This window comes from Nocardioides luteus (assembly GCF_014648595.1).
GTDB lineage: Bacteria > Actinomycetota > Actinomycetes > Propionibacteriales > Nocardioidaceae > Nocardioides > Nocardioides luteus.
The window spans coordinates 110,989-133,427 of sequence record NZ_BMRK01000013.1; the positions used below are offsets into that span (position 1 = coordinate 110,989).

Annotated in this window: 19 protein-coding genes; 15 read left to right on the forward strand and 4 right to left on the reverse strand. The window is 70.2% G+C overall.

Annotated elements, in window-relative coordinates; all coding sequences use genetic code 11:
* The first annotated feature begins 8 nt into the window (after positions 1-8).
* Positions 9-896 carry a bile acid:sodium symporter family protein gene (locus IEY81_RS16485; protein WP_189119568.1) on the forward strand — a complete coding sequence of 296 codons (888 nt, stop codon included), beginning with the start codon at positions 9-11 and terminating at the stop codon, positions 894-896.
* Between the two features lie 16 nt (positions 897-912).
* Here the strand turns inward: IEY81_RS16485 and IEY81_RS16490 are convergent, their stop codons facing one another.
* Positions 913-2,409, reverse strand: a complete 1,497-nt coding sequence (locus tag IEY81_RS16490; protein WP_229787929.1) for an MFS transporter — start codon at positions 2,407-2,409, stop codon at positions 913-915.
* Between the two features lie 284 nt (positions 2,410-2,693).
* Between IEY81_RS16490 and IEY81_RS16495 the strand changes: the two genes are divergently transcribed.
* From IEY81_RS16495 to IEY81_RS16540, 10 genes are read left to right on the forward strand one after another with little or no spacing between them, the layout of a single operon-like run.
* The gene (locus tag IEY81_RS16495) at positions 2,694-3,659 is read left to right on the forward strand and encodes an ABC transporter ATP-binding protein (protein WP_271188342.1); all 966 of its coding nucleotides are present in this window, start codon (positions 2,694-2,696) and stop codon (positions 3,657-3,659) included.
* Positions 3,656-4,657 carry an ABC transporter ATP-binding protein gene (locus IEY81_RS16500; RefSeq protein ID WP_189119571.1) on the forward strand — a complete coding sequence of 334 codons (1,002 nt, stop codon included), beginning with the start codon at positions 3,656-3,658 and terminating at the stop codon, positions 4,655-4,657. The genes IEY81_RS16495 and IEY81_RS16500 overlap by 4 nt, the downstream gene beginning before the upstream one ends.
* Positions 4,658-4,661: 4 nt before the next feature.
* Entirely contained in the window at positions 4,662-5,624 is a 963-nt protein-coding gene (locus IEY81_RS16505) for an ABC transporter permease (RefSeq protein ID WP_189119572.1), read from the forward strand.
* The gene (locus IEY81_RS16510) at positions 5,621-6,508 is read left to right on the forward strand and encodes an ABC transporter permease (protein ID WP_189119573.1); all 888 of its coding nucleotides are present in this window, start codon (positions 5,621-5,623) and stop codon (positions 6,506-6,508) included. Before IEY81_RS16505 ends, IEY81_RS16510 begins: the two co-directional genes overlap by 4 nt.
* Positions 6,509-6,532: 24 nt before the next feature.
* A complete protein-coding gene (locus tag IEY81_RS16515; RefSeq protein ID WP_189119574.1) occupies positions 6,533-8,182 on the forward strand; it encodes an ABC transporter substrate-binding protein in 1,650 nt (549 codons plus the stop codon).
* Positions 8,179-9,057 carry an MBL fold metallo-hydrolase gene (locus IEY81_RS16520; RefSeq protein WP_189119575.1) on the forward strand — a complete coding sequence of 293 codons (879 nt, stop codon included), beginning with the start codon at positions 8,179-8,181 and terminating at the stop codon, positions 9,055-9,057. The genes IEY81_RS16515 and IEY81_RS16520 overlap by 4 nt, the downstream gene beginning before the upstream one ends.
* Positions 9,054-9,485: a Zn-ribbon domain-containing OB-fold protein gene (locus IEY81_RS16525; RefSeq protein ID WP_189119576.1), complete on the forward strand. Its 432-nt coding sequence runs from the start codon at positions 9,054-9,056 to the stop codon at positions 9,483-9,485. The genes IEY81_RS16520 and IEY81_RS16525 overlap by 4 nt, the downstream gene beginning before the upstream one ends.
* On the forward strand, positions 9,482-10,624 hold the full coding sequence (locus tag IEY81_RS16530) for a thiolase C-terminal domain-containing protein (protein ID WP_189119577.1): 1,143 nt from the start codon (positions 9,482-9,484) through the stop codon (positions 10,622-10,624). Before IEY81_RS16525 ends, IEY81_RS16530 begins: the two co-directional genes overlap by 4 nt.
* Before the next feature lie 30 nt (positions 10,625-10,654).
* Positions 10,655-11,569: an SDR family oxidoreductase gene (locus IEY81_RS16535; protein ID WP_189119578.1), complete on the forward strand. Its 915-nt coding sequence runs from the start codon at positions 10,655-10,657 to the stop codon at positions 11,567-11,569.
* Positions 11,566-12,426 (forward strand): MaoC/PaaZ C-terminal domain-containing protein, encoded by an 861-nt coding sequence (locus tag IEY81_RS16540; RefSeq protein WP_189119579.1) that lies wholly within the window; start codon positions 11,566-11,568, stop codon positions 12,424-12,426. Before IEY81_RS16535 ends, IEY81_RS16540 begins: the two co-directional genes overlap by 4 nt.
* Positions 12,427-12,463: 37 nt before the next feature.
* Here IEY81_RS16540 and IEY81_RS16545 read toward each other — a convergent pair whose 3' ends face one another.
* Positions 12,464-13,108 carry a TetR/AcrR family transcriptional regulator gene (locus IEY81_RS16545; protein WP_189119580.1) on the reverse strand — a complete coding sequence of 215 codons (645 nt, stop codon included), beginning with the start codon at positions 13,106-13,108 and terminating at the stop codon, positions 12,464-12,466.
* A 140-nt stretch (positions 13,109-13,248) separates the two neighbouring features.
* Between IEY81_RS16545 and IEY81_RS16550 the strand changes: the two genes are divergently transcribed.
* From IEY81_RS16550 to IEY81_RS16560, 3 genes are all read left to right on the forward strand, one after another.
* On the forward strand, positions 13,249-14,421 hold the full coding sequence (locus IEY81_RS16550) for an acyl-CoA dehydrogenase family protein (protein WP_189119581.1): 1,173 nt from the start codon (positions 13,249-13,251) through the stop codon (positions 14,419-14,421).
* On the forward strand, positions 14,418-16,541 hold the full coding sequence (locus IEY81_RS16555) for an acetate--CoA ligase family protein (protein ID WP_189119582.1): 2,124 nt from the start codon (positions 14,418-14,420) through the stop codon (positions 16,539-16,541). Before IEY81_RS16550 ends, IEY81_RS16555 begins: the two co-directional genes overlap by 4 nt.
* A gap of 88 nt (positions 16,542-16,629) precedes the next feature.
* On the forward strand, positions 16,630-17,151 hold the full coding sequence (locus IEY81_RS16560; protein ID WP_189119583.1) for a hypothetical protein: 522 nt from the start codon (positions 16,630-16,632) through the stop codon (positions 17,149-17,151).
* Position 17,152: 1 nt separating this feature from the next.
* On the opposite strand, the gene IEY81_RS16565 is transcribed toward IEY81_RS16560, so the two are convergent.
* Complete coding sequence (locus IEY81_RS16565) at positions 17,153-17,989, reverse strand: helix-turn-helix transcriptional regulator (RefSeq protein WP_189119584.1); 837 nt, start codon at positions 17,987-17,989, stop codon at positions 17,153-17,155.
* A 101-nt stretch (positions 17,990-18,090) separates the two neighbouring features.
* Here IEY81_RS16565 and IEY81_RS16570 point away from each other — a divergent pair, with 101 nt between their 5' ends.
* Positions 18,091-18,870 carry an SDR family NAD(P)-dependent oxidoreductase gene (locus IEY81_RS16570; RefSeq protein WP_189119585.1) on the forward strand — a complete coding sequence of 260 codons (780 nt, stop codon included), beginning with the start codon at positions 18,091-18,093 and terminating at the stop codon, positions 18,868-18,870.
* 9 nt (positions 18,871-18,879) lie between these two features.
* On the opposite strand, the gene IEY81_RS16575 is transcribed toward IEY81_RS16570, so the two are convergent.
* Positions 18,880-22,332 (reverse strand): indolepyruvate ferredoxin oxidoreductase family protein, encoded by a 3,453-nt coding sequence (locus IEY81_RS16575; protein ID WP_189119586.1) that lies wholly within the window; start codon positions 22,330-22,332, stop codon positions 18,880-18,882.
* Positions 22,333-22,439: the final 107 nt, after the last annotated feature.

The following is a 22,439-nucleotide window of genomic DNA, read 5'->3' on the forward strand; positions in this document are numbered from 1 at the left end:
GACACACAGTGAACGACTCGGTCCTGCTCTCGGTCGGTCTGCCGATCGCGCTGGCGATCATCATGTTCGGGCTGGGGTTGAGCCTGACGCCGGGGGACTTCCGTCGGGTCGTACGTACGCCGAAGGCGGTGTTCGTGGCGCTGACGCTGCAGATCCTGGTGCTGCCGCTGATCGCGTTCGGGCTGGTCGTGGTGGCGGACGTGGATCCGCTGATCGCGGTGGGGGTGATGCTGCTGGCGGCCTCGCCCGGCGGGACGACGGCGAACCTGTTCAGCCATCTGTTCCGCGGGGACGTCGCGCTCAACGTGACACTGACGGCGGTGAACTCGGTGCTCGCGGCGGTCTCGATCCCGCTGATCACCAACGCGGCGATCGTCTACTTCGGCGCTGGAGACACGTTGGGGCTGCAGTTCGGCAAGGTCGTCCAGGTGATCGCCATCGTGCTGGTGCCGGTCGGGATCGGGATGCTGGTGCGGAGCCGCTCGGCGACCTTCGCGGCGCGGGCGGACCGCCCCGTACGCGTCTTCTCGATCGTCGTGCTGGTGCTGGTCTCGCTCGGAGCGATCCTCGGCGAGCGGGAGAACATCGCCGGCTACCTCCAGGAGATCGGCGTGGTGGTGACGCTGTTCTGCTGCGCGAGCCTGTGCCTGGGCTACCTCGGTGCGCGCGTGTTCAAGCTGGGTCGGGAACAGGCGATCGCGACTTCGATGGAGGTCGGGATCCACAACACCACCGTCGCCCTGACGATCGCGCTCAGCGTGCTCGACAACACCGCCGTCGCGATCCCGGCGGCGGTCTACAGCATCGTCATGTACGTCCTGGCGACCCTCTTCGGCCTCGTGATCACCCGCTCCCGCACCGCCCGGACCACAGCGCAGCACGACGTCACCGCCTGAGCCGGCAAGCACGGCCTCAGTCGAGCATCTCCTTGGTCATCCCGACCTCACGACACCGAGCGAGTGCGACCTCGTCCCGCGCCGACGGAGGAACCGAGCCATCGTCGCGGCGCGGGAAGGAGTACCAGGCGCCGACCGCCCCCAGCGCGAAGAGGAAGAGACAGACCAGCGTGAAGGCGGAGTTGACCGCGTCGACATCTCCGGGCGGCACGCTCGCGGCGAGGACGGCCTCACCGAGCCCCGGCGCGAGCAGCGCTGTCAGGAGCGTGAGCGCGATCGCGAGGCTGAGCACGTTGCCGGTGTTCTGCAGCATCAGGCGGGTGGCGTTGACGACCCCGAGCGAGTCGTCGGGAGCCCGCTCGAGCAGGACCGTCGCGTTGGTGCCGATGAACAGACCGGTCGCCAGCCCGACGATCGCGAGCGTCGCCATCACCAGCCCGGTCAACTGCAGATGGATGGCGAGGGCGACCAGCCCGACACCGCACGTGCCCACCACCGAGCCGCGGAACATGATCTGGTGCGCCGTCCAGCGTCGGGACAGCCAACCCAGGGTGAGCGACGCCGTGATCATCCCGATCGGCATCGGCAGCAGCATCATCCCCGCCCTCCCGGGCGCGACGCCGGCGACGCCCTGGAAGTAGAGGCTGGCCAGCACGATCAGCGGAAACCGCCCGGCACCGGTGAAGAACCCGGCGAGGAAGAGCTTTCCGACCCGGCGCAGGACCGCGACTTCGAGCACGGGAGCGGTCGCGCGTCGCTCGACGAACAACAGGATCGGGACGAGCAAGACCGATCCGGCCACGCACCCGACCACCAGCGGATGTCGCCACCCAAGGTCGGTGAGCGAGGTGATGCCGAGCGTCAGCATGACCACGGCGGCCATGATCACCAGGTTTCCGGAGAGGTCGAGACCGACCGCCCGCTTCTCCTCGACACGGCGCGGCAGCAGCGCGTGACCAGCCGCCAGAGCGAGCAGGCAGACCGGGACGTTGAACCAGAAGACCCACTGCCAACCGATGTGGTCGACGATCAGGCCGCCGACCGTGGGGCCGATCAGGTTGGCGGTCGGAAACGATGCGGCGTACAGGCCCATCGCGCCCCCGAGCGACTCCTGCGGGAAGGCCTGGTGGATGAGAGTGGCGCCGTTGCCGATCAGCACCGCACCACCGATCGCCGAGACCACCCGGAGCCCGATCAGCACCTCGACGTTCGGCGCGAAGCCGGCGAGGAGGCTCGCCACGGAGAAGAGCACCAGCCCGTTCAGGTAGAGCCCGCGCTGCCCCCAGACGTCACTGAGACGGCCGAACAGGAGCAGGCAGGCGGTGTTGGCGACCATGTAGGAGAGCAGCAGCCAGCTCCCCTCCCCCGAGCTCGCGTGGAACTCCCTGCTCAGCGTCGGGAGCGCCACGTTGAGTGAGCTCGCGTTGAGCGCCATCACGGCGCTGACCAGGCAGACCACGATCAGGGTGGAACGTGCGGCGGTTGTCACTTCGGTCGGTTCGGACCCGGTCATCCCACCTCCTGCGCCGTACGCGACAGCGCCTCTTCGAGCCGTGCGCGACGGCACGACCTACCCCCGACGGGGGCGTCGCGAGAAGAAAGTCCGATATCCGGCTTGTGACTCTTGACACACCCGTTTGGCGACCCAATGATGAATCTCATCCTAGAGCGTGATTCTAGATTGAGCCACCAACATCGGCGACCGGAGCCCGGTCGTGGACACGAACGGGAGGGTCAGGTATGAGAGCACCAGCCAGGTCCGCGGACGAGCCGCTTCTGCGCGTCGAGGATCTTCATGTGGAGTTTCGGACCGGCGGCGGGACGGTCGAAGCCCTCAACGCCGTGGACCTCTGGATCGACGCCGGCGAGACGGTCGCCGTCGTCGGCGAGTCGGGGTCCGGCAAGAGCGTGACGGCGCTCGCCGTGCTCGGCCTCCTGGGCAACGGCCGGGTCAGCGGCGGCCGGATCACCTGGGACGGCAAGGACATCACCGGCGCGTCCAACCGCGACATGCGTACGGTCCGCGGCAACGACATCTCGGTGATCTTCCAGGACCCGATGACCTCGCTCGACCCGCTCTTCACCATCGGTCACCAGCTCGTCGAGGCCTACCGGATCCACCACGACGTCTCGAAGCGGGAGGCTCGCGAGCGGGCCGTCGAGCTGCTCGACCTGGTCGGCATCCCCGAGCCCGCGGCGAAGTTCAAGGCGTACCCCCACCAGCTCTCGGGTGGTCAGCGACAGCGGGTGATGATCGCCGGTGCCCTCGCCTGCGACCCGCGCCTGCTGATCGCCGACGAGCCGACGACGGCGCTCGACGTCACCGTCGAGGCTCAGGTGCTCGCCCTCATCCGCGATCTCCAGGAACGCACCGGCGTCGGGCTGATGCTGATCACCCACGACATGGGCGTGGTCGCCGAGATGGCCGACCGGGTGGTGGTCTTCTACGCCGGCCAGGTCGTCGAGACCGGCACCGCCGACGAGATCCTCGACCGCCCCCAGCACCCCTACACCCGCGCGCTCCTCGAGGCGATCCCGCGACGGGACACCCCACGTGACCAGGAGATGCCCGCGATCCCGGGCGCCGTCCCCGCCCTCGACGAGATGCCCACCGGCTGCCGCTTCGTCACCCGCTGCACGGAAGCCGCGCCCGAGTGCGAGTCGGCCCAGACGCTGCGCGACGTCGCCGGCCGCCAGGTCCGCTGCTGGCGCCCCGACGAGGACCACGGAGTCCTCGCCCCGATGGCGGAGGTGGCCGGATGATCGTCCCCGAGGCGGCGCCCCTCGTCGAAGCCGACGGGCTCGTCAAGCACTTCGGCGGCGGCAAGGGGCCCTTCACACCCCACCGCCCGCCCGTACGCGCCGTCGACGGCGTCTCCCTGACGATCAGGCGCGGCGAGACGCTCGGGCTCGTCGGCGAGTCCGGCTCCGGGAAGTCCACGCTCGGCCGGCTGATCCTGCGGCTCATCGAACCGACCAGCGGCTCGGTCACCTTCGACGGCCAGGACATCGCCCAGCTCACCAAGCGCGAGCTCACCCAGCTCCGCAAGCGGATGCAGCTGGTCTTCCAGGACCCGTTCAGCTCGTTCAACCCGCGGATGACCATCGCCCAGGTGCTGACCGAGCCGATGGTCGTCCACGGCATGGGCGACCGGGAGAGCCGCACCCGGCGCGCCAAGGAGCTGCTCGACCTCGTCGGCCTGCCCTCCTTCGCCATGGAGCGCTACCCGCACCAGTTCTCCGGCGGCCAGGCCCAGCGCATCGGGATCGCCCGCGCGCTGGCCACCGACCCCGACCTGATCGTCTGCGACGAGGCCGTCAGCGCCCTCGACGTCTCCGTTCAGGCCCAGGTGCTCAACCTGCTCAAGGAGGTCCAGCGCGAGCTCGGCCTCTCCTACCTCTTCATCGCCCACGACCTCAACGTCGTCCGCTACATCTCCGACCGCGTCTGCGTGATGTATCTCGGCAAGCTCGCCGAGGTGGCGCCCGCCGACGACATCAGCGAGCGGCCCCAGCACCCCTACTCGCAGGCCCTGATGGCCTCGATCCCCTCCCCCGACGCCCACCACCAGCTGCGTACGCCGCTCGCCGGTGAGATCCCCAGCCCGCGACGGCCACCGTCGGGCTGCCGGTTCCACCCGCGCTGCGCGCAGAGCGTCGACGGCTGCGACCGCGACGAGCCCGAGCTGCTGACGATCGGTCACGACGGCGATGCCCGCAGTGTCGCCTGCCACCTCTTCGACCCCACTCCCGCGAGGTGATCGCATGCTCCTCTATGCCGGACGACGCCTGACCTACGGCCTGCTGGTGCTCGCCCTGGTCGCCACCCTGGTCTTCCTCATCATCCGACTGATCCCGGGCGACGCCGTCCGCCTCCAGATGGCCGACGCCCCCGGCGTCACCCAGGCGCAGATCGATCAACGCACCGCCGAGCTCGGCCTCGACGAGCCGATCCTGTCCCAGTTCGGCCACTTCGTCGGCGGGCTGGCGCAGGGTGATCTCGGCACCTCCTTCGACGACGAGCGCCCCGTCACGACCAAGATCCTCGAGCGGCTCCCGGCCACGTTGGAGCTCGGCCTGCTCGCCATCCTCTTCGGCGTCCTGCTCGGGGTGCCGTTCGGCATGCTCTCCGCGATCCGGCACCACAGCGTCGTCGACAACGTGATGCGCTTCCTTGCGGTGATCGGCATGTCGGTGCCGAACTTCTGGCTTGCGCTCCTGCTGATCACCTTCCTGGCGCTCTGGTTCGGCTGGTCCCCGCCGCTGGTCTACGCCTCCCCCGCCGAGAACCTCGGTCAGAACCTCGTCCACATGCTGCTCCCCGCGATCGCCCTGGGCGCGGCGACGATGGCGAGCATCGCCCGGATGCTGCGCTCCTCGCTGCTGGAGGTGCTCGGCTCGAACTTCGTCCGCACCATCCGCTCCCGCGGCGCCTCCGAGCGCGTGGTCGTGCTCAAGCACGCCGGCCGCAGCTCGATGATCCCGGTCTTCACCGTGCTCGGTCTGCAGGTCGGCCACATCCTCGGTGGCACCGTCATCCTCGAGCGCATCTTCGCCATCCCCGGGATGGGCTCGCTGATCTTCGAGGCGGTCGGGCAGCGCGACTACCCGGTCATCCTCGGCTGCGTCATCTTCTACGGCGCCATCTTCATCCTCGTCAACGTCGTGGTCGACCTGCTCTACGCGGTCATCGACCCGCGGATCCGTTACAAAGGAGCCTCCGCATGAGCATCGCCCTCTCCGGCACCGCACCGGCAGTACGCCGCCCCCGCACCCGCAGCGGCCTGCGCCGCTTCACCCGCGAGCAGCCCCTCGGGGCCATCGCCCTCTTCCTCATCTCCCTCTTCGTGGTCGTCGCCGTGCTGGCGCCGTGGATCGCTCCGTACGACCCGTTGGCCCAGGACCGGGTGAACATCCTGACCGGACCCGGGGTCGGCGGGCACCCAGCCGGCACCGACGAGCTCGGCCGCGACGTACTCAGCCGGTCGCTCTACGGCGCCCGGACCTCCCTGCTGATCGCGGTCGCCACGCTCGCCCTGGGTGGCGCGATCGGCCTGGTCGTCGGCGTCGTATCCGGCTACTTCGGCGGCACCTGGGTCGACTCGATCCTGCAGCGCGCCATGGACGCGCTGATGGCGATCCCCTCGATCGTGCTGCTGCTGTTCGTGGCCGCCCTCCTCGGCCCGAGCGTACGCAACACCGTGATCGCCCTGAGCCTGCTGGTGATCCCCTCGATCAACCGGGTGGCGCGAGGCGAGATGCTCCGCATCCGGGAGGAGCCGTACGTCGAGGCCGCCCGGTCGGTCGGCTGCGGGACGCCCCGGATCCTGATCCGCTACGGGCTGCCCAACCTCATGGCACCGCTCTTCGTCATGGGCTCGCTGCTCTTCGCGGTCATCCTGATCGCCGAGTCGGCCCTCAGCTTCCTCGGCATCGGCACCCCGCCGCCCACCCCGTCGTGGGGCCGGATGCTGAGCGAGGGCCGCAGCCAGCTCGAGATCGCCCCGTGGATGACCGTCGTCCCGGGCCTGATCCTGTCCATCTCCGTCCTGGCGTTCAACCTCCTCGGCGACGCCATGCGTGACTTCCTCGACCCCAAGCAGCGCCGCTAGCCCATCCCACCCAAGGAGTCCGTGATGCCCCACCTCAACCCCCGTCTCACCAGACGGCAGACCCGGACCGCCGGTGCGGCCCTGGCCGCTGCCTGCCTCGCTCTGACCGCAGCATGCTCCGGCGCCGACGGCGCCGCCTCCGGGAAGGGCAAGATCGTCGAGGACGCCGGACCGCCCCAGGACGGCGGCATCCTGCACACCGCGGCGACCGCGGACGCACCTTCGCTGGACATCCAGAAGGAGGCGTCCTACATGACCCACGTCGCGGTCGGCTCGGTCTACAGCCGGCTGGTCGCGCCGAAGACCGGCAAGGACATCGCCTACGGCTCGAGCGACCTCGAGGGCGACCTGGCCGAGAAGTGGTCGAAGTCGAAGGACCTGAAGACCTGGACCTTCAACCTGCGGCAGGGCGTCACCTTCCACGACAAGCCGCCGGTCAACGGCCGCGAGCTCACCTCCGCCGACGTGAAGTGCACGGTCGACCGGATCAAGTCGCTGCCCGGCCACCAGCTCGGGCTGGTCGCCAACGTCGCCGAGCTGCAGACGCCGGACCCGTACACCGTGGTCTTCACGCTCACCTCCGCGAACACCGCCTTCGACCAGACCATGGCCAACCCGTTCATGGCGATCCTCCCCTGCGAGGGCACCAAGGGCGAGTTCAACCTGGCCGAGGACGCGATCGGCACCGGCCCGTTCATGCTGAAGAGCTGGAAGCGCGACCAGGAGCGCGTGCTGGAGAAGAACCCCGACTACTTCGTCGAGGGCCTCCCCCACCTCGACGGCATCCAGACCACGGTCCTGCCCGACGCCCAGGCGCAGATCGCCGCCCTGCGCAGCGGCAAGCTCGACATGATCTCCTCGCTCTCCACCGAGAAGCGCCAGGTCGACCAGATGCTCAAGCAGATCGACGGCCTGCAGCTGCGCACCGAGAAGGGCATCACCCAGACGCGCGTCTTCATGAACGCGGAGAAGGGACCGTTCAGCAAGCTCGAGGTCCGCCGGGCGGTGGCGCACGCGATCGACAAGGAGGGGATGATCAAGGCGCTCCGCTCGGGCGGCACGCTCACCGGCCCGATCACGCCGACCCTGTTCGGCGCGATGCCGCAGGACGAGGTCGACGAGCTGCTCGAGTACGACCCGGAGAAGGCCAAGGAGCTGCTCGCCGAGGCCGGCTACCCCGACGGCTTCTCGGCCGAGCTGGTCGCCACCGACGGCTATGGCGAGACCATCCTGCGCGAGGCCCAGTGGGTGCAGGAGGACCTGGCCAAGATCGGCATCGACCTGACCATCGACCAGCAGGACTACGCCACCTACGTCAGCTCGACCTGGCCCGAGACGAAGTACGACATCATGTACGGCCTGCAGACCCCGATGCTGACGGCCGACGAGTACCTCACCTCGGAGTACACCAGCACCGGCACCCGCAACTGGTCGAAGGTCAACGACCCGAAGCTCGACGAGATGGTCGCCGCCCAGCGGGTGCTCACCGACGACGCGGAGCGCGAGAAGGCGCTGCAGGACATCGAGCGCTACATCATGGAGAACGTCTCCACCCCGCTGCCGCTCTACGCCTACGACACCCAGACGCTCTACTCCGGCAAGGTCCACGACTACTTCCCGCACCCGGACTACTCCACCCGGGAGCTCCAGGACGTCTGGATGGAGCAGGAGTGAGCAGCGGCCCTCGCGTCCAGGACGAGGCGTCCCACCTCACCTGCGCCGTCGACGCGATGTGGGACGTCGGCGGAGCGCCGCCGCGGCCCGGGGAGCCGGTGGAGGTCACCGCGGGCGTCCACCTGCTGCTCGCGCCGAACGCCAACCACTGGACGTACGAGGGCACCAACACCTGGATCCTCGTCGGGGAGGGCCGGGCCGTGGTCATCGACCCCGGCCCGACCGACCCCGGCCACCTGGACCGCATCGACGAGGTCGTACGCAGCGCCGGTGCCCGCGTCGAGACGGTCCTGCTCAGCCACCACCACGGCGACCACTCCCAGGCGGCCGGCGCGGTGGCCGAGCGCTGGCGGGCGCCGATCAGGCCGCGGGTGCAGAAGGGGCTGATCCCCGACGGCACCCGGTTCGACCTGGGCCGGCGCACCGAGATCCGCACGCTCACCACGCCCGGCCACACCTCCGACGGGGTGAGCTTCGCGCTCGGCGGGCGGCGGGTGATGCTCACCGGCGACACCGTGCTGGCCAGGTTCAACCCCTACATCTCGCATCCCGACGGCACCATCGCGGACATGCTCGGGTCGATGGCCCGGATCGCGGACCTGGTCGACGACGACTGGACGCTGCTCCCGGGCCACGGGCCGGCGGTGCGCGAGCCGACGACGTACCTGCACGCCCGGATCGCGGACCGGCGGCGCCGCATCGACCAGGTCGCCGGGCTGCTCGCCGACGGCGTGGCTCGCGAGCACGTGACCGACCACGTCTACGCCAAGGTCGACGACCAGCGGCTGCCCGCCGCCCGGGCGTCGGTCGAGGCCATCCTCCACTTCCTCGACACTCGCGGCCCCGCGCAGCGGGAGAAAGGCAGCACCGTATGAGTACGACGACCCCGGAGGTCTCACCGGAGGCACGCTTCGCGCCGCGGCCGACCCCCGAGACCCAGCCCTACTGGGACGCCACCGCCGCCGGCCGCCTCGACCTGCCGAGGTGCCGCCCCTGCGACCAGGTGTTCTTCTACCCGCGCTCCTCCTGCCCGCAGTGCGGGTCGACCGACCTCGAGTGGGTGACCTGCTCCGGCAGGGGCCTGCTGCACACCTACGTGGTCTCCCACCGCCCCGCGCCCGGCTTCCCGGTGCCGACCGTCATCGCCGTCGTCGAGCTCGAGGAGGGCCCGCGGATGATGACCAACCTGGTCGACGCCGACCCCGGCTCGCTCGAGCTGGACATGCCGGTGCAGGTGCGCTTCGAGCAGCGCAAGGGCGTCGTCGTACCCGTCTTCGCGCCTGCGAAGGAGGACGCCCGATGAGCCGCGACGTCGTCATCATGGGTGCCGCCGAGACCGAGATCGGCAAGCTGCCCACCACCTCGACCCTCGAGCTGCACCTGGAGGGCGCCCGGCGGGCGCTCGCCGACGCCAACCTGACCAAGGACCAGGTCGACGGCATCGCCTCGGTCTCCGTCCCGGGCCCGGTCCAAGTCGCGCACGCCCTGGGAATCACGCCGACCTACGTCGACGGCACCGGAGTCGGCGGCTCCTCCTTCCTCTTCCACGTACGCCACGCCACCGCCGCCATCAAGGCCGGCTACGCCGACGTGGTGCTGGTGACCCACGGCGAGTCCGGCCGGTCCCGGGTCGGCGCGCCCACCCATCCGCGCGGGAACGACTCGGTGCTGGCGCAGTTCGAGCTGCCGTACGGTGTCGTCGGGCCGCCGACGAGCTTCACCGTCCCCGCCCGCCGGTTCCTCCACGAGACCGACAACACCCTCGAGCAGCTCGCCGAGGTCGCGGTCGCGCAGCGGCGCTGGTCCTCGCGGAACCCGCGCGCGATGTTCCGCGACGAGGTCACCGTCGACGACGTCCTCGGCGCCAAGATGATCGCCGACCCGTTCACGCTGCTGATGTGCTGCCTGGTGACAGACGGCGGCGGTGCGCTGGTCGTCGCCTCGCGCGAGTTCGCCGAGGCCCACGGCAGCGACAAGCCCCTCGTCCACGTCCTCGGCACCGGCGAGGCGGCCACCAGCCCGCTGATCTCGCAGATGGAGGACATGACCCGCTGCAAGCAGTTCACCCTGTCCAGCCAGGCGGCGTTCAAGGAGTCGGGCACCTCCCAGGCCGACATCGACCACCTGATGATCTACGACGCCTTCGCGCACGTGCCGCTCTACGGCCTCGAGGACATGGGCTTCGTCGGCCGTGGCGAGTCGGGCGCGTTCGTCGCCGACGGTCACACCTCCCCCGGCGGCCGGCTGCCGATGAACACCAACGGCGGCGGCATGTCCTACACCCACACCGGGATGTACGGGATGTTCGCCATCCAGGAGTCCGTACGCCAGCTGCGCGGTGAAGCCGCCGCGCAGGTCGACGGGGTGAGCACCAGCCTCGTGCTCGGCAACGGCGGCATGTTCATGAGCGCGGCCACCCTCATCCTCGCCAACCAGCGCTAGCCCACCCCCATCCAGCAAGGAGCTGACAGCATGAACGACACCCAACGCCAGGTCGTGATCATCACCGGCGCCGGCCGTGGCCTCGGCCGCGCCCACGCGCTCGAGTTCGCCCGCCGGGGCGCGGCCGTGGTCGTCAACGACCTCGGCGCCGGCCTCGACGGCACCGGCAAGGCCGACGACCCCGCCCAGCAGGTCGTCGAGGAGGTACGCGCGCTCGGCGGCGAGGCGATCGCCAACGGCAGCGACATCAGCGACCCCGAGGGCGCCCAGAAGCTCTTCCAGGACGCCCTCAACGAGTGGGGCAAGGTCGACGTGCTGGTCAACAACGCCGGCATCCTGCGCGACCGGATGCTGGTCAACATGTCCATCGACGAGTGGGACGCGGTCATCAAGGTCCACCTGCGCGGCACCTTCGCGCCGATGAGCGTCGCCGCCCAGCACTGGCGCGAGCTCGCCAAGCGGGGCGAGGACGTCGACGCCCGGATCATCAACACCACCTCCTCCTCCGGCATCTACGGCAACCCGGGCCAGATCAACTACGGCGCCGCCAAGGCCGGCATCGCGGCGATGACCGTGATCGCCGCCCAGGAGCTGCGCCGCTACGGCATCACCGTCAACGCGATCGCCCCCGCCGCCCTGACCCGGATGACGGAGAACCTCAACCCCAACCGCCCGACGGTCGCCGAGGGCGAGTGGAACCCCGGTGCACCCGAGAACGTCTCCCCCGTGGTCGCCTGGCTGGCCTCGCCGTCGGCTCGCGAGGTGACCGGCCGCGTCTTCAACGTCCGTGGTGGCCACGTCAGCGTGGCCGAGGGCTGGGTCGCCGGCCCGACCGAGGAGAAGGACGGGCCGTGGACCGTCGACGAGCTCGACGTGGTGCTTCCCAGCATGATCGCCGAGGCCCGGGCCAACTCGCTCACCAGCGGAAGGACGCCGGAGGCATGAGTCTGGACCAGTCCGTCATCGGCGTACGCTCCGAGCCCGAGTTTCGCTCCTGGACCAGCGCCGACACCCTCCTCTACGCCCTGGGCGTGGGGGCCGGCCACGACGACCCGCTGAGCGACCTGCGCTACACGACCGAGCACGGCGACGACGAGTGCGGCGAGCAGAAGGTGCTGCCGACCTTCGGCGTGATGGTCACCTGGGGCGCCAGACGCGGCGGCAGGAAGATGGGCGACTTCAACCCCGCCATGCTGGTCCATGCCGAGCAGGAGGTCGTCCTGCACCGGCCGCTGAGCGCGGCCGGGACGGTCTCGCTCAGCTCCCAGGTCACCGGCATGTACGACAAGGGATCCGGCGCACTGGTCGCGAGCGAGGCGGAGGCGGTCGACCCGGAGACCGGTGAGCCCGTGGTGACCACCCGCAGCTCGGTCTTCATCCGCGGCGAGGGCGGCTTCGGCGGCGACCCGGGGCCCAAGGCGGCCTCACCGATCCCCGAGCGTGATCCCGACGAGCTGGTGGTGATGCCGACCTGGCCCGGTCAGGCGCTGCTCTACCGGCTCAGCGGCGACCGCAACCCGCTGCACTCCGACCCGCGCTTCTCCGCGCGCGGCGGCTTCGAGCGGCCCATCCTGCACGGCCTGTGCACCTACGGTGTCACCGGCCGGGCGCTGGTGCGCACGATCGCGGACGGGGACGGCGACGCGATGGCCTCGATGGCCGGGCGCTTCTCCGCACCGGTGCTCCCCGGCGAGAAGCTGCAGGTCGCGATGTGGCGGCTCGACGAGACGACGACCGCCTTCCAGACCCGGAAGGAGGACGGCACCGTGGTGGTCGATCGTGGCCTGGCCACCTGGCGCTGAGCGGTGCGATGACCAGCCGATGACCGCCGGGCCTGGCCTACTCGGAGGCCGGCAGCGCTCCCCCGGCGACCTCTCCGTCGAGAAGTCGCTGGGCGAGCGCGATCGCGTGCCTCGCGACCTTCCGCGCCTGCCGCTTCGTCTCACAGGCGGCCGTCATCCGGGCGGCCTCACCGATGAGCGCGGTCAGGATCGCACCCAGCAGCTGGTCCTCGTCGCTGCCGCCGAGGCCGAGCACCTGCAGGTTGCGGCGGATCCACTCGATGTTGCGGCGGCGGCGCATCACCTCGAACCCCGGCGGCCCGTCGCCGGCGTAGAAGACCGGCAGCAGCTCGCGGTCCTCCCAGACCGCGTCGAGGTAGGCCAGCGCGCCCGCCTCGAACTGCTCCAGCGGAGCCTCGACGCCGCTCTTGCGCGCCTTCGCGACGCTGGCCGCGGCGGCCGAGGCCAGCCGGTCGACGTACTCCTCCCAGAGCGCGAGGTAAAGCTGCTCCTTGCCACCGAAGTGGTGGTAGACGCTGCCGACGCTCGAGTCGGCCCGGGCGACGACGTCGGAGACGCTCGCCACCGCGTAGCCCTTCTCGGCGAAGACCTCTCGCGAGGCGTCCAGGAGCTGGCGGCGCGTCTCCTCGGTCTTCGCCCATCGGCGCCCCGCCGGGCGCTGCGGTTCGACCTCAAGGGACATCGTTCACTCCTGTCGTGGTGGCGGGATCTTCTCACAATATGCGCATTTCCTCTTGACGACGAACCGCTACTGCGTGACTCTTCTCATAGTCCTATTCTAGAAAATCATTCTAGAAAGTCACTCTAACCGAGGGAGCGGCAATGATCGACTTCGCGCTGGGAGAAGAGCATCGAGCAGTCAAGGAGGCAGTCCGCCAGTTCATCACCAAGGAGGTGATGCCGCTGGAGGACGAGGTGCTCCTGAACGAGCGCAACGGCCGGCCGGCGCTCGAGCCGGGACAGCTGAAGGACCTGCAGGCCAAGGCCCGCAAGTACGGCTACTGGGGCATCAACACGCCCGAGGAGTACGGCGGCATGGCCGCAGGCGCCGTGATGTCGGCGATCATCGCGGGCGAGGCCGGCCGCACCTTCGTGCCGTTCCGCTTCGGCGGCAGCGCGGACAACATCCTCTACGCGGGCACCGAGGAGCAGAAGCAGGAATACCTGATCCCCACCATCGAGGGCGAGCGTCGCAGCTGCTTCGCGATCACCGAGCCCGGCGCCGGCTCCGACGCCCGCAGCATCCGGACCAGGGCGGTCCGTGACGGCGACGACTGGGTCATCAACGGCGAGAAGATCTTCATCACCAACGGCAACGAGGCCGACTTCGTGATGGTCTTCGCCGTCACCGACCCGGAGAAGGGAGCCGACGGCGGCGTCACCTGCTTCCTGGTCGACCGCGCGATGGGCTGGGAGTCCACCCCCATCCCGACCATGGGCGAGTGGGGCCCGGCCGCGCTCAGCTTCCAGGACGTACGCGTGCCGAACGACCACATCCTCGGCGAGGAGGGCAAGGGCTTCGAGCTGGCGATGCAGTGGATCGGCAACGGCCGCTTCATGATCCCGGCCGGCGCCATCGGTGCCGCCGAGCGGATGCTCGAGATGGCGATCGAGCACGCCAACAACCGCCAGTCCATGGGCCAGCCGATCGCCAACTACCAGTTCATCCAGGGTCACATCGCCGACAGTGCCGTCGAGCTGGAGGCCGCCCGCTGGCTGACCCTCCACGCCGCCTGGCAGGTCGAGAACAAGATGGATGCCCGGCACGCCTCGTCGGTGGCGAAGCTCTACGGCACCAACATGGCCAACCGGGTCGTCGACCGGGTGCTGCAGATCCACGGTGGGATGGGCTACACCAAGGAGCTCCCGCTGGAGCGCTGGTACCGCGAGCTGCGGCTGCTGCGCATCTTCGAGGGCACCGACGAGATCCAGCGCCGCACGATCGCCCGAAACCTCCTCAAGGGCCACGTCAAGGTGGGAGCGTCGTTGGCATGAGCATCCTCGACGCCGATCGACTGCGGGAGTTCTTCCAGCCGAAGTCGGTCGCCCTCGTCGGGGCGACCGACAAGTCGGGCTGGTCGACGAGCACCTACAACAACCTTCTCCAGCACGGCTTCGCGGGCGACGTACATCTGGTGAACCCGAAGACGCCTGTCGTCCACGGTGTCGAGACCCGTCGGAGCCTCACCGACATCCCCGGGCCGGTCGACCTCGCCTACGTGATGACCCCGATCGAGGTCGTGCCGCGCGTCCTCGAGGAGGGTGCCGCCCGCGGCATCCGCAACTACGTCATCCTGACCGCCGGCTACGGCGAGGTCGGCGGGGACGGCACGGTCCGGGAGCAGGAGGTCGCCGACATCGCCCGCCGTCACGACCTCACCGTCCTCGGTCCGAACGGCAACGGGTTCATCAACGCGGCCGACTCGATCACGCCGTACGGTCTGCCGATCCCGCCGCCGCTCCTGGGTGGCTCGGTCGGGGTCGTGCTGCAGAGCGGGGCGCTGGCCAGCAACGTGCTGGCCTTCGCGCAGGCGCGCAACATCGGCATCTCGCTCCTGGTCTCGATGGGCAACGAGACCGTGATGTCGGTGACCGACGTGATGAACGCGCTGGTCGACTCTCCCGAGACCAAGGTGATCGCGCTCTTCCTGGAGAGCATCCGGCACCCGGAGGAGTTCGCCGAGATCGCCCGGCGGGCGCTGGCCGCCGGCAAGCCGATCGTGGCGCTCAAGATCGGCCGCAGCGTCAAGGCGTCCCGGACCGCCCAGGCTCACACTGGTGCGCTCGTCGGCGACGACAAGACCGTCGACGCCGCCTTCCGCCAGCTCGGGGTGATCCGGGTGAGCTCCCTGGAGGACCTGATGGTCACCGCCGGGATGCTCGCCGAGACCGGCCCGCTCCCCGGCAACCGCATCGGCGTCGTCACCCCCTCGGGCGGCGCCTCCGAGATCATCTCCGACCGCGCCGAGGACGAGGGACTCGAGCTGCCGGAGTTCGCCGGGCACACGACGGAGGCGCTCCGGGCGGTGCTGCCGCCCTTCGCCACCCCCAACAACCCGCTGGACGTCACCGGGTACGTCCTCCTGGACCGTCAGCTCATGGCTAAGTCGCTCGACGTCGTCGCCGCCGACCCGGGTGTCGACGTCATCATGCTGCTGCAGGACATGCCACGCGCGACACCCGACTTCGACCTCGCGGTCGAGAACTACCGCCACACCGGCGCGGTGATCCGGGCCTCGGCCAAGCCGGTCGTCATCGTCGGCAACGTCCTGGTCGACGTCAACGAGACCGGGCGGGCGCTGCGGGAGGCGGCCGACTATCCGCAGATCGCCGGTGGGATCGAGCACGGGATGACCGCCCTCGGCCACGCCGTGCGGTGGTCGGAGACCTACCGTCGCCAGCAGGCGGGCGGTGAGGAGCCGCTCGCGGTCGAGGTGAGCGTGCCCGAGGGGCTGCCGCCGCGTACCGGCACCTGGACGGAGCGACACGCAGCCGGCTTCCTGGCCGCCAACGGCATCCCGGTGGTGCCGTCGCTGGTGGCCGCATCCCCTGAGGAAGCCGGGCGGCTGGCCGAGGAGGTCGGCTTTCCGGTGGTGCTGAAGGCGGCGGCCGACGGCGTCGAGCACAAGAGCGACCTCGGCGGCGTGGAGCTCGGGCTCGGCGACGCGGAGTCCGTCCGGGCCGCAGCAGCGCGGATCGCGACCTCGCTCGCGAGCGCCGGCCACGACGGCAGCACGACCGTGGTGCAGCCGATGCGGGCGGGCGGCACCGAGCTGCTCGTCGGGGTCGTCCGCGACCCGTCCTGGGGACTCACCCTGGCCGTCGCCATGGGCGGAGTCTGGGTCGAGATCCTCGGCGACTCCCAGCTGCGCCTGCTCCCGGTCTCGACGACGGAGGCTCGCCAGGCGATCGAGTCGCTGCGCAGCGCCGCCGTCCTCCGGGGCGCACGCGGCCAGGACCCGGTCGACCTGGACGCGCTGGCGGACGTGGTGGCGAGGATCGGCGCGATCGCCGTCGCCCTCGGTGACGACCTCGAGTCGCTCGAGGTCAACCCGTTGCTGGTCTCCGGGGATCGCATCGAGGCGCTCGACGCGCTCATCACCTGGCGGCGATGAGTCTCGACACCGGGGCCGGGGTGTGACCACCTCGGCCCCGGTCTCGGCTAGATTGCCTCCACCGTTCAGGCCGAGAAGGAGTCTCAAGATGCCCACACCGGTGATGCGTACCGCTCAGATGCTGTCGCTCACGTTCATGTCGATGCTCGTCGTGATCGGGGTCGTGGTCGCGCTCAGCATTCCCGAGGCCGACCTCGCGCTGCCCGCCCCCGTCATCCTCGGCGGCCAGGTCATCGCCGGCATCGTCGTGTTCGTGCTCTGCTCCACGATCGGCTTCCGCACCGCGCCGATCGCGCCCGGCACGCCGCAGGAGCGCGCCGAGACCGAGGGCATCCAGAAGCAGCAGACCTCGATGTTCCTCCGGCTCGTCCTCAGCGAGATCGTCGCGCTCGGCTCGCTCGCGCTGGCCTTCCTCGTGGAGGAGGGCCAGCTGATGACGTACGCCGTGGGCGGGGTGATCTCGCTGCTGCTGATGATCTTCTTCGCCTACCCCTCGGCCCGCAACATCCGCCGGGTGGAGGCCGGCCTCGACAGCGCGGGTGCGCGGTCGAGGCTGTCGGAGTCGTTCGGCGTGGGTGATGGCCCGACCAGCACCCACCAGGTGCTCTAGGTCAGCCGCCGCGCGGCTCGCGCGAGCGGGTGGCGGCCAGGGTGCCCAGCAGGGCGAGCGCCTCGGCGTCCCGCGAGCCCGGGTCGGCCTGATAGACGATCAGCTCCTGACCCGGCGCGGAGCGTACGTCGAAGGCGTGGATGTGGAGCGTCAGGTCGCCGACCTCGGGGTGATGGAAGCGCTTGCTGGTGAGGCGCTTGGTGCGCGCCTCGTGCCGCTCCCACATCTCGACGAAGGCGGGGCTCTCCGCGGTCAGCTCAGCGAGGATCCGGCGGATGCGCGGGTCGTTCGGGGTGCGCCCCTCGAGGACCCTGAACCCGGCGACCGTGTAGCGGGCGACCTGCTCCCAGTCGGGGTAGAACGAGCGCGCATCGGGATCCAGGAACATCTTGAGCATCAGGTTCGGGCCCTGCCGGAAGCCGTCGAACAGCGCGTACGCCAGCTCGTTCCCGGCCAGCACGTCATAGGCCCTGCCGAGGATCAGCGCCGGGCTGTCGGACCAGGTGTCCATCAGCTGCATCAGCTGGGGGTCGACCTGGTCGCGTGTCGCCGTCGCGGGGCTCGGTAGGTGGCCGGCGACCTGGTAGAGGTGGTCGCGGGCGTCGTCATCGAGCTGGAGCACCTCGGCGAGCGTGTCCAGGACCTGAGCGGACGGGCTCTTCTCACGGCCCTGCTCGAGCCGGACGTAGTAGTCGACGCTGATGCCGGCTGCCACCGCGACCTCCTCACGCCGCAGCCCGGCCACCCGGCGGAGTCCGTAGGTGGGGATCCCGGCCGCCTCCGGTGTCACCTGCGCGCGGCGGGCGCGCAGGTAGTCCCCCAGCGCTGTCGATGCCATGGGGTCGATCCTAGGTCGCTCGAGCGGCGCGTGGGTGGGTGCAGCTCTCCCAGGCACACCGGCACCTTCTTGCCGCCTTCCGTGCGGGACAGGGTCGAGACATGAACGCGAACATTCCTCAGGACACGACCCTTCCGATCCCCACCACCCTCGACCTGACCGGCAAGGTCGCGGTCGTCACCGGCGCCGCCCGCGGCATCGGCCTCGCCACCGCCGACCTGCTCCGCGCCCGCGGTGCGCGGGTCGTCGCGACCGACCTGCTGGACGCCGTCGAAGGGCAGGAGGACGACCGGACCGTCACCCTCGTCGGCGACGCCGCGGACGAGGAGGTCGCCCGCGCGACGGTGCAGCTGGCGACGGACCGCTTCGGCAGGCTCGACATCCTGGTCAACAACGCCGGCCGCACCCTCAACAAGCTGCTCACCGACACCAGCGTCGAGGAGTTCGACGCCATCCTCGCCACCAACGCACGCGGCAACTTCGTGCACGCCCGCGCGGCCTTCCCCGCGATGCGCGAGACCGGAGGAGGCGCCATCGTGTCGATCGCGTCGGTCTCCTCCGTCGTCGCGTTCGAGACCCAGACGGCGTACGCGGCGTCCAAGGGCGCCCTCGTCCAGATGGCCCGGGTCTTCGCGATCGAGGGTGCTGAGCACGGCATCCGCAGCAACGCCGTGCTCCCCGGCGTCATCGACACCGACATCATGGAGGGCGTGGTCGACAACGGCCGGGAGATGCTGGCCGGGTTCGGCGACGCGCACCCGATCGGTCGGATCGGACGGCCCGGGGAGGTTGCGGAGGCGGTCGCCTTCCTCGCCTCCCCGGCCGCGTCCTTCGTCACCGGTGCCCTGCTCGCCGTGGACGGCGGCTGGACCGCGCAGTGACGTCCTCGCTCAGACGTCGAGGTCGATGCCCTCCACCGCGAGCGCCGCGCGGTAGGCCTCGACGTTGCGCATCTTCACGTTCTCGTAGCCCCGCACCATGTCGGGCAGCTCGGCCAGGCGTACGGCCCGGGCGTAGCTCTCCTCGGTGAGGTTCTCGGCGAGCTCGGTGACCATCGCCGAGTAGTGCGCCACGAGCGCGCGCTCGGTGCGTCGTACGTGGGCACGACCGAACGGGTCGAGGACGGTGCCGCGCAGGAACTTCATGGTCGCCAGCAGGCGGAGCACGAAGTGGGAGCGCGGGCCGAAGGTCATCTTGCGACCCTTCAGGAGAGCGCCGAAGACCGGCGGCGAGAGCTTGAAGCTGATCTTGCCCTGGACCTCGGAGCGGACGCCGTCGAGCGCGGCCGGTGCGGTGAGCAGCCGGGCGACCTCGTACTCGTCCTTGTAGGCGGTGAGCTTGAACAGGTAGCGGGCGACGGCCTCGGAGAAGCGGGTCTCCGCGGTCACCTCACGCTCGGCGGCCCAGACCCGGTCGACGAGCTCGACGTAGCGGCGAGCGGTCTGCTGGTTCTGGAAGCCGACCAGCTTCGGGGCGCGGAACTCGGCGAGGCGGCGCACCTCACCGTCGAACTTCGCCTCGTCCAGCGCCGGGACGGCGACCTCCTCGACCGCCGCGGTGGCCGTGCCGGTGACCTTGGCGAACTCCTCCGGCGCCGCGACCGAGGCGCGGCCCCAGCGGAAGGCGGCCACGTTGGCGCTGACCGCGACACCGTTGATGCCGATGGCCTCCTCGATCGCCTCGGCGGGGATCGGGAGCGCACCGGACTGGTAGGCGGCGCCGACCAGCAGGAAGTTGGCCGCGGCGGTGTTGCCGAAGAGGGTCTCGGCGGCGGAGAGCGCGTCGAAGGCACGCAGCGACGAGGTCGCGCCGTTGACCCGGGTGAGCAGCTCGTCGTCGGCCGGGTAGGCGATGTCCTTGTCGTAGACCATCGGACCGGTCGGCGTCTTGCTGGTCGACACCACCGCGCGGGTGCGCGCCGGGTCGCCGTAGGCGAGGTTCTTGCCCTCGGCGAGGGTGAGCAGGTCGAAGCCGAGCAGCGCGTCGGCCGAGCCCGGGGTGACCCGGTTGGACGGGTCGATCGAGCCCGGAGCGAAGCGCAGGTGACCGGTCACCGGGCCCGCCTTCTGGCTCATCCCGACCTGGTCGAGCGACTCCACGTCGAAGCCGGCGCGCAGCGCCGCGGTGGCGAGCACCTGGTTGACCGTGACGATGCCGGTGCCGCCGATGCCGGCCATGAAGACGCCGTAGGTGCGGTCGAGCTGGTCGTAGCCCGGGTCGGCCACCGTCGGCGGCTCCGGGGTCTGCTTCTTCGACTTCTTGGCCGTGGGATCGGTCTCCACGGCCATGAAGGACGGGCACTCGCCCTCGACGCAGGTGTAGTCGGTGTTGCACGAGGTCTGGTCGATGCGGGTCTTGCGGCCCAGCTCGGTCTCGACCGGCTGCACGGAGAGGCAGTTGGACTTCACGCCGCAGTCGCCGCAGCCCTCGCAGACGGCCTCGTTGATCACGATCCGGGTGTTGCGGGGCTCGATCGTGCCGCGCTTGCGCTGGCGGCGGGCGTCGGCGGCGCAGTGTTGGTCGTAGATCAGCACGGTCACGCCCTCGATCTCGCGCAGCTCGCGCTGGGCCTCGTCGAGGCGGTCACGGTGCCAGAGGCGTACGCCGGCGGGGAAGCTCGCGCGACGGTAGCGCTTGGGCTCGTCGGCGACCACGATGATCGCCTTGACGCCCTCGTTCATCAGCTTGTGGGTCAGCTGGGCCATCTCGACCTCGCCCTGGCGCTTCTGCGCACCGGTCATCGCGACGACGTCGTTGTGGAGCAGCTTGTAGGTGATGTTGACGTTCGCCGCGACGCACGCCTGGATGGCGAGCTGGGCGGAGTGGAAGAAGGTGCCGTCGCCGACGTTCTGGAACGTGTGGCCGGCGTGGCTGTAGGGCGCCTGGCCGATCCACTGCGACCCCTCGCCGCCCATCTGGGTGATGCCGACGACCGCGCTGTCCTCACGCTGCGAGGCGGTGACCAGGGTGTGGCAGCCGATGCCGCCACCGCCGAGGCTCCCGTCGGGGAGGGCGGTCGAACGGTTGTGGGGGCAACCGGAGCAGAAGTAGGGGGTGCGCGAGGTCGAGAGCAGCGGCAGGTCGATCCGGGCGGGGCCGGCCGGCTTGAGGTCGACGCGACCCTTGAGCGCGCGGCGCAGCGGCGCCAGCAGGCGGCCGGCGGTCAGCTCGCCGTCGAGCGGCACCAGCGGGACACCGGCGCGGTCCTTCTTGCCGAGGATGACCGGGGCGGTCGGCTCGCCGTAGAGGATCTCGCGGATGCCCTGCTCGATGAAGGAGGTCTTGTCCTCGACGACGATGATCTCCTCGAGGCCCTCGGCGAAGGTGGAGACGATGGTCGGCTCGACCGGCCACATCATGCCCAGACGCAGCACCCGGATGCCAGCGGCCATCAGGTCGTCGTGGTCGAGGCCGAGGTCCTTGAGGCCCTGGCGCATCGAGTCGTAGCAGGAGCCGGAGGCGACGATGCCGACCTTGGCGTCCGGCGCCTTGACCTCGATGCGGTTGAGCTTGTTCTCGGCGGCGTACGCCTTGACGACGCTCATCCGGGGGCCGTAGAGCTTGGCCTCGGCGCCGACGATGCGGTCCGGGAAGAGCTCGATCTTGGTCGGCTCGTAGGTGTAGGGGACGCCGTCCCACTGGATCTTCGGGGTGACCGGGTCGAGGACGCCGATCTCGGGATTTACCACCCAGGCACCGTCGGCGACGTCGGCGACGATCTTCAGCGCGACCACGCAGCCGGAGGCGCGGGAGAGGGCGATGCCCTCCATCCCGTACTCGACGATCTCGGAGGCGTTGCGCGGGAAGAGCACCGGGATGCCGAGGGAGGCCAGGGTGCGCTCGCTGACCGCGGGCACGGTGGACGACTTCGCGGCCGGGTCGTCGCCGACCAGCATCAGCATGCCGCCCTGCGGGTGCGCGCCGTACATGTTGGCGTGACGCATCGCGTCCAGCGCCCGGTCGACGCCGGGACCCTTGCCGTACCAGACGCCGGTCACGCCGTCGTAGCGCTCGGTGTCGAGGGTGACCGCCGACTGCGACCCCCACACGGCGGTGGCGGCGAGCTCCTCGTTGAGGCCCGGCACGACGGTGATGTCGGCGTCGGCCATCTCCTTCGGCAGGCCCAGCAGGAGCTGGTCGAGACCGCCGAGCGGGCTGCCCGGGTAGCCGGAGATGAAGGTGCCGGTGCGGAGGCCCCGGCGCTGGTCAAGGGCACGCTGCTCGACGAGCATCCGCGCGATCGCCTGGATCCCGGTCAACAGGACGGGGCCGGCTCCGACACGGTAACGATCGGCCAGGTCGTAGGCCTCGAATGAGGTCCCGGGCTCGAACACTGCGGTCATGGGTGACTCCTCGATCTGCCGAACGGCGCTGGTGGTCCGCCCGGAATGTTGTGTCAGGACCGCCCGGGTGGGGGCTGTCCCAAGGAACCACCCGCAGGGTGTGCGGG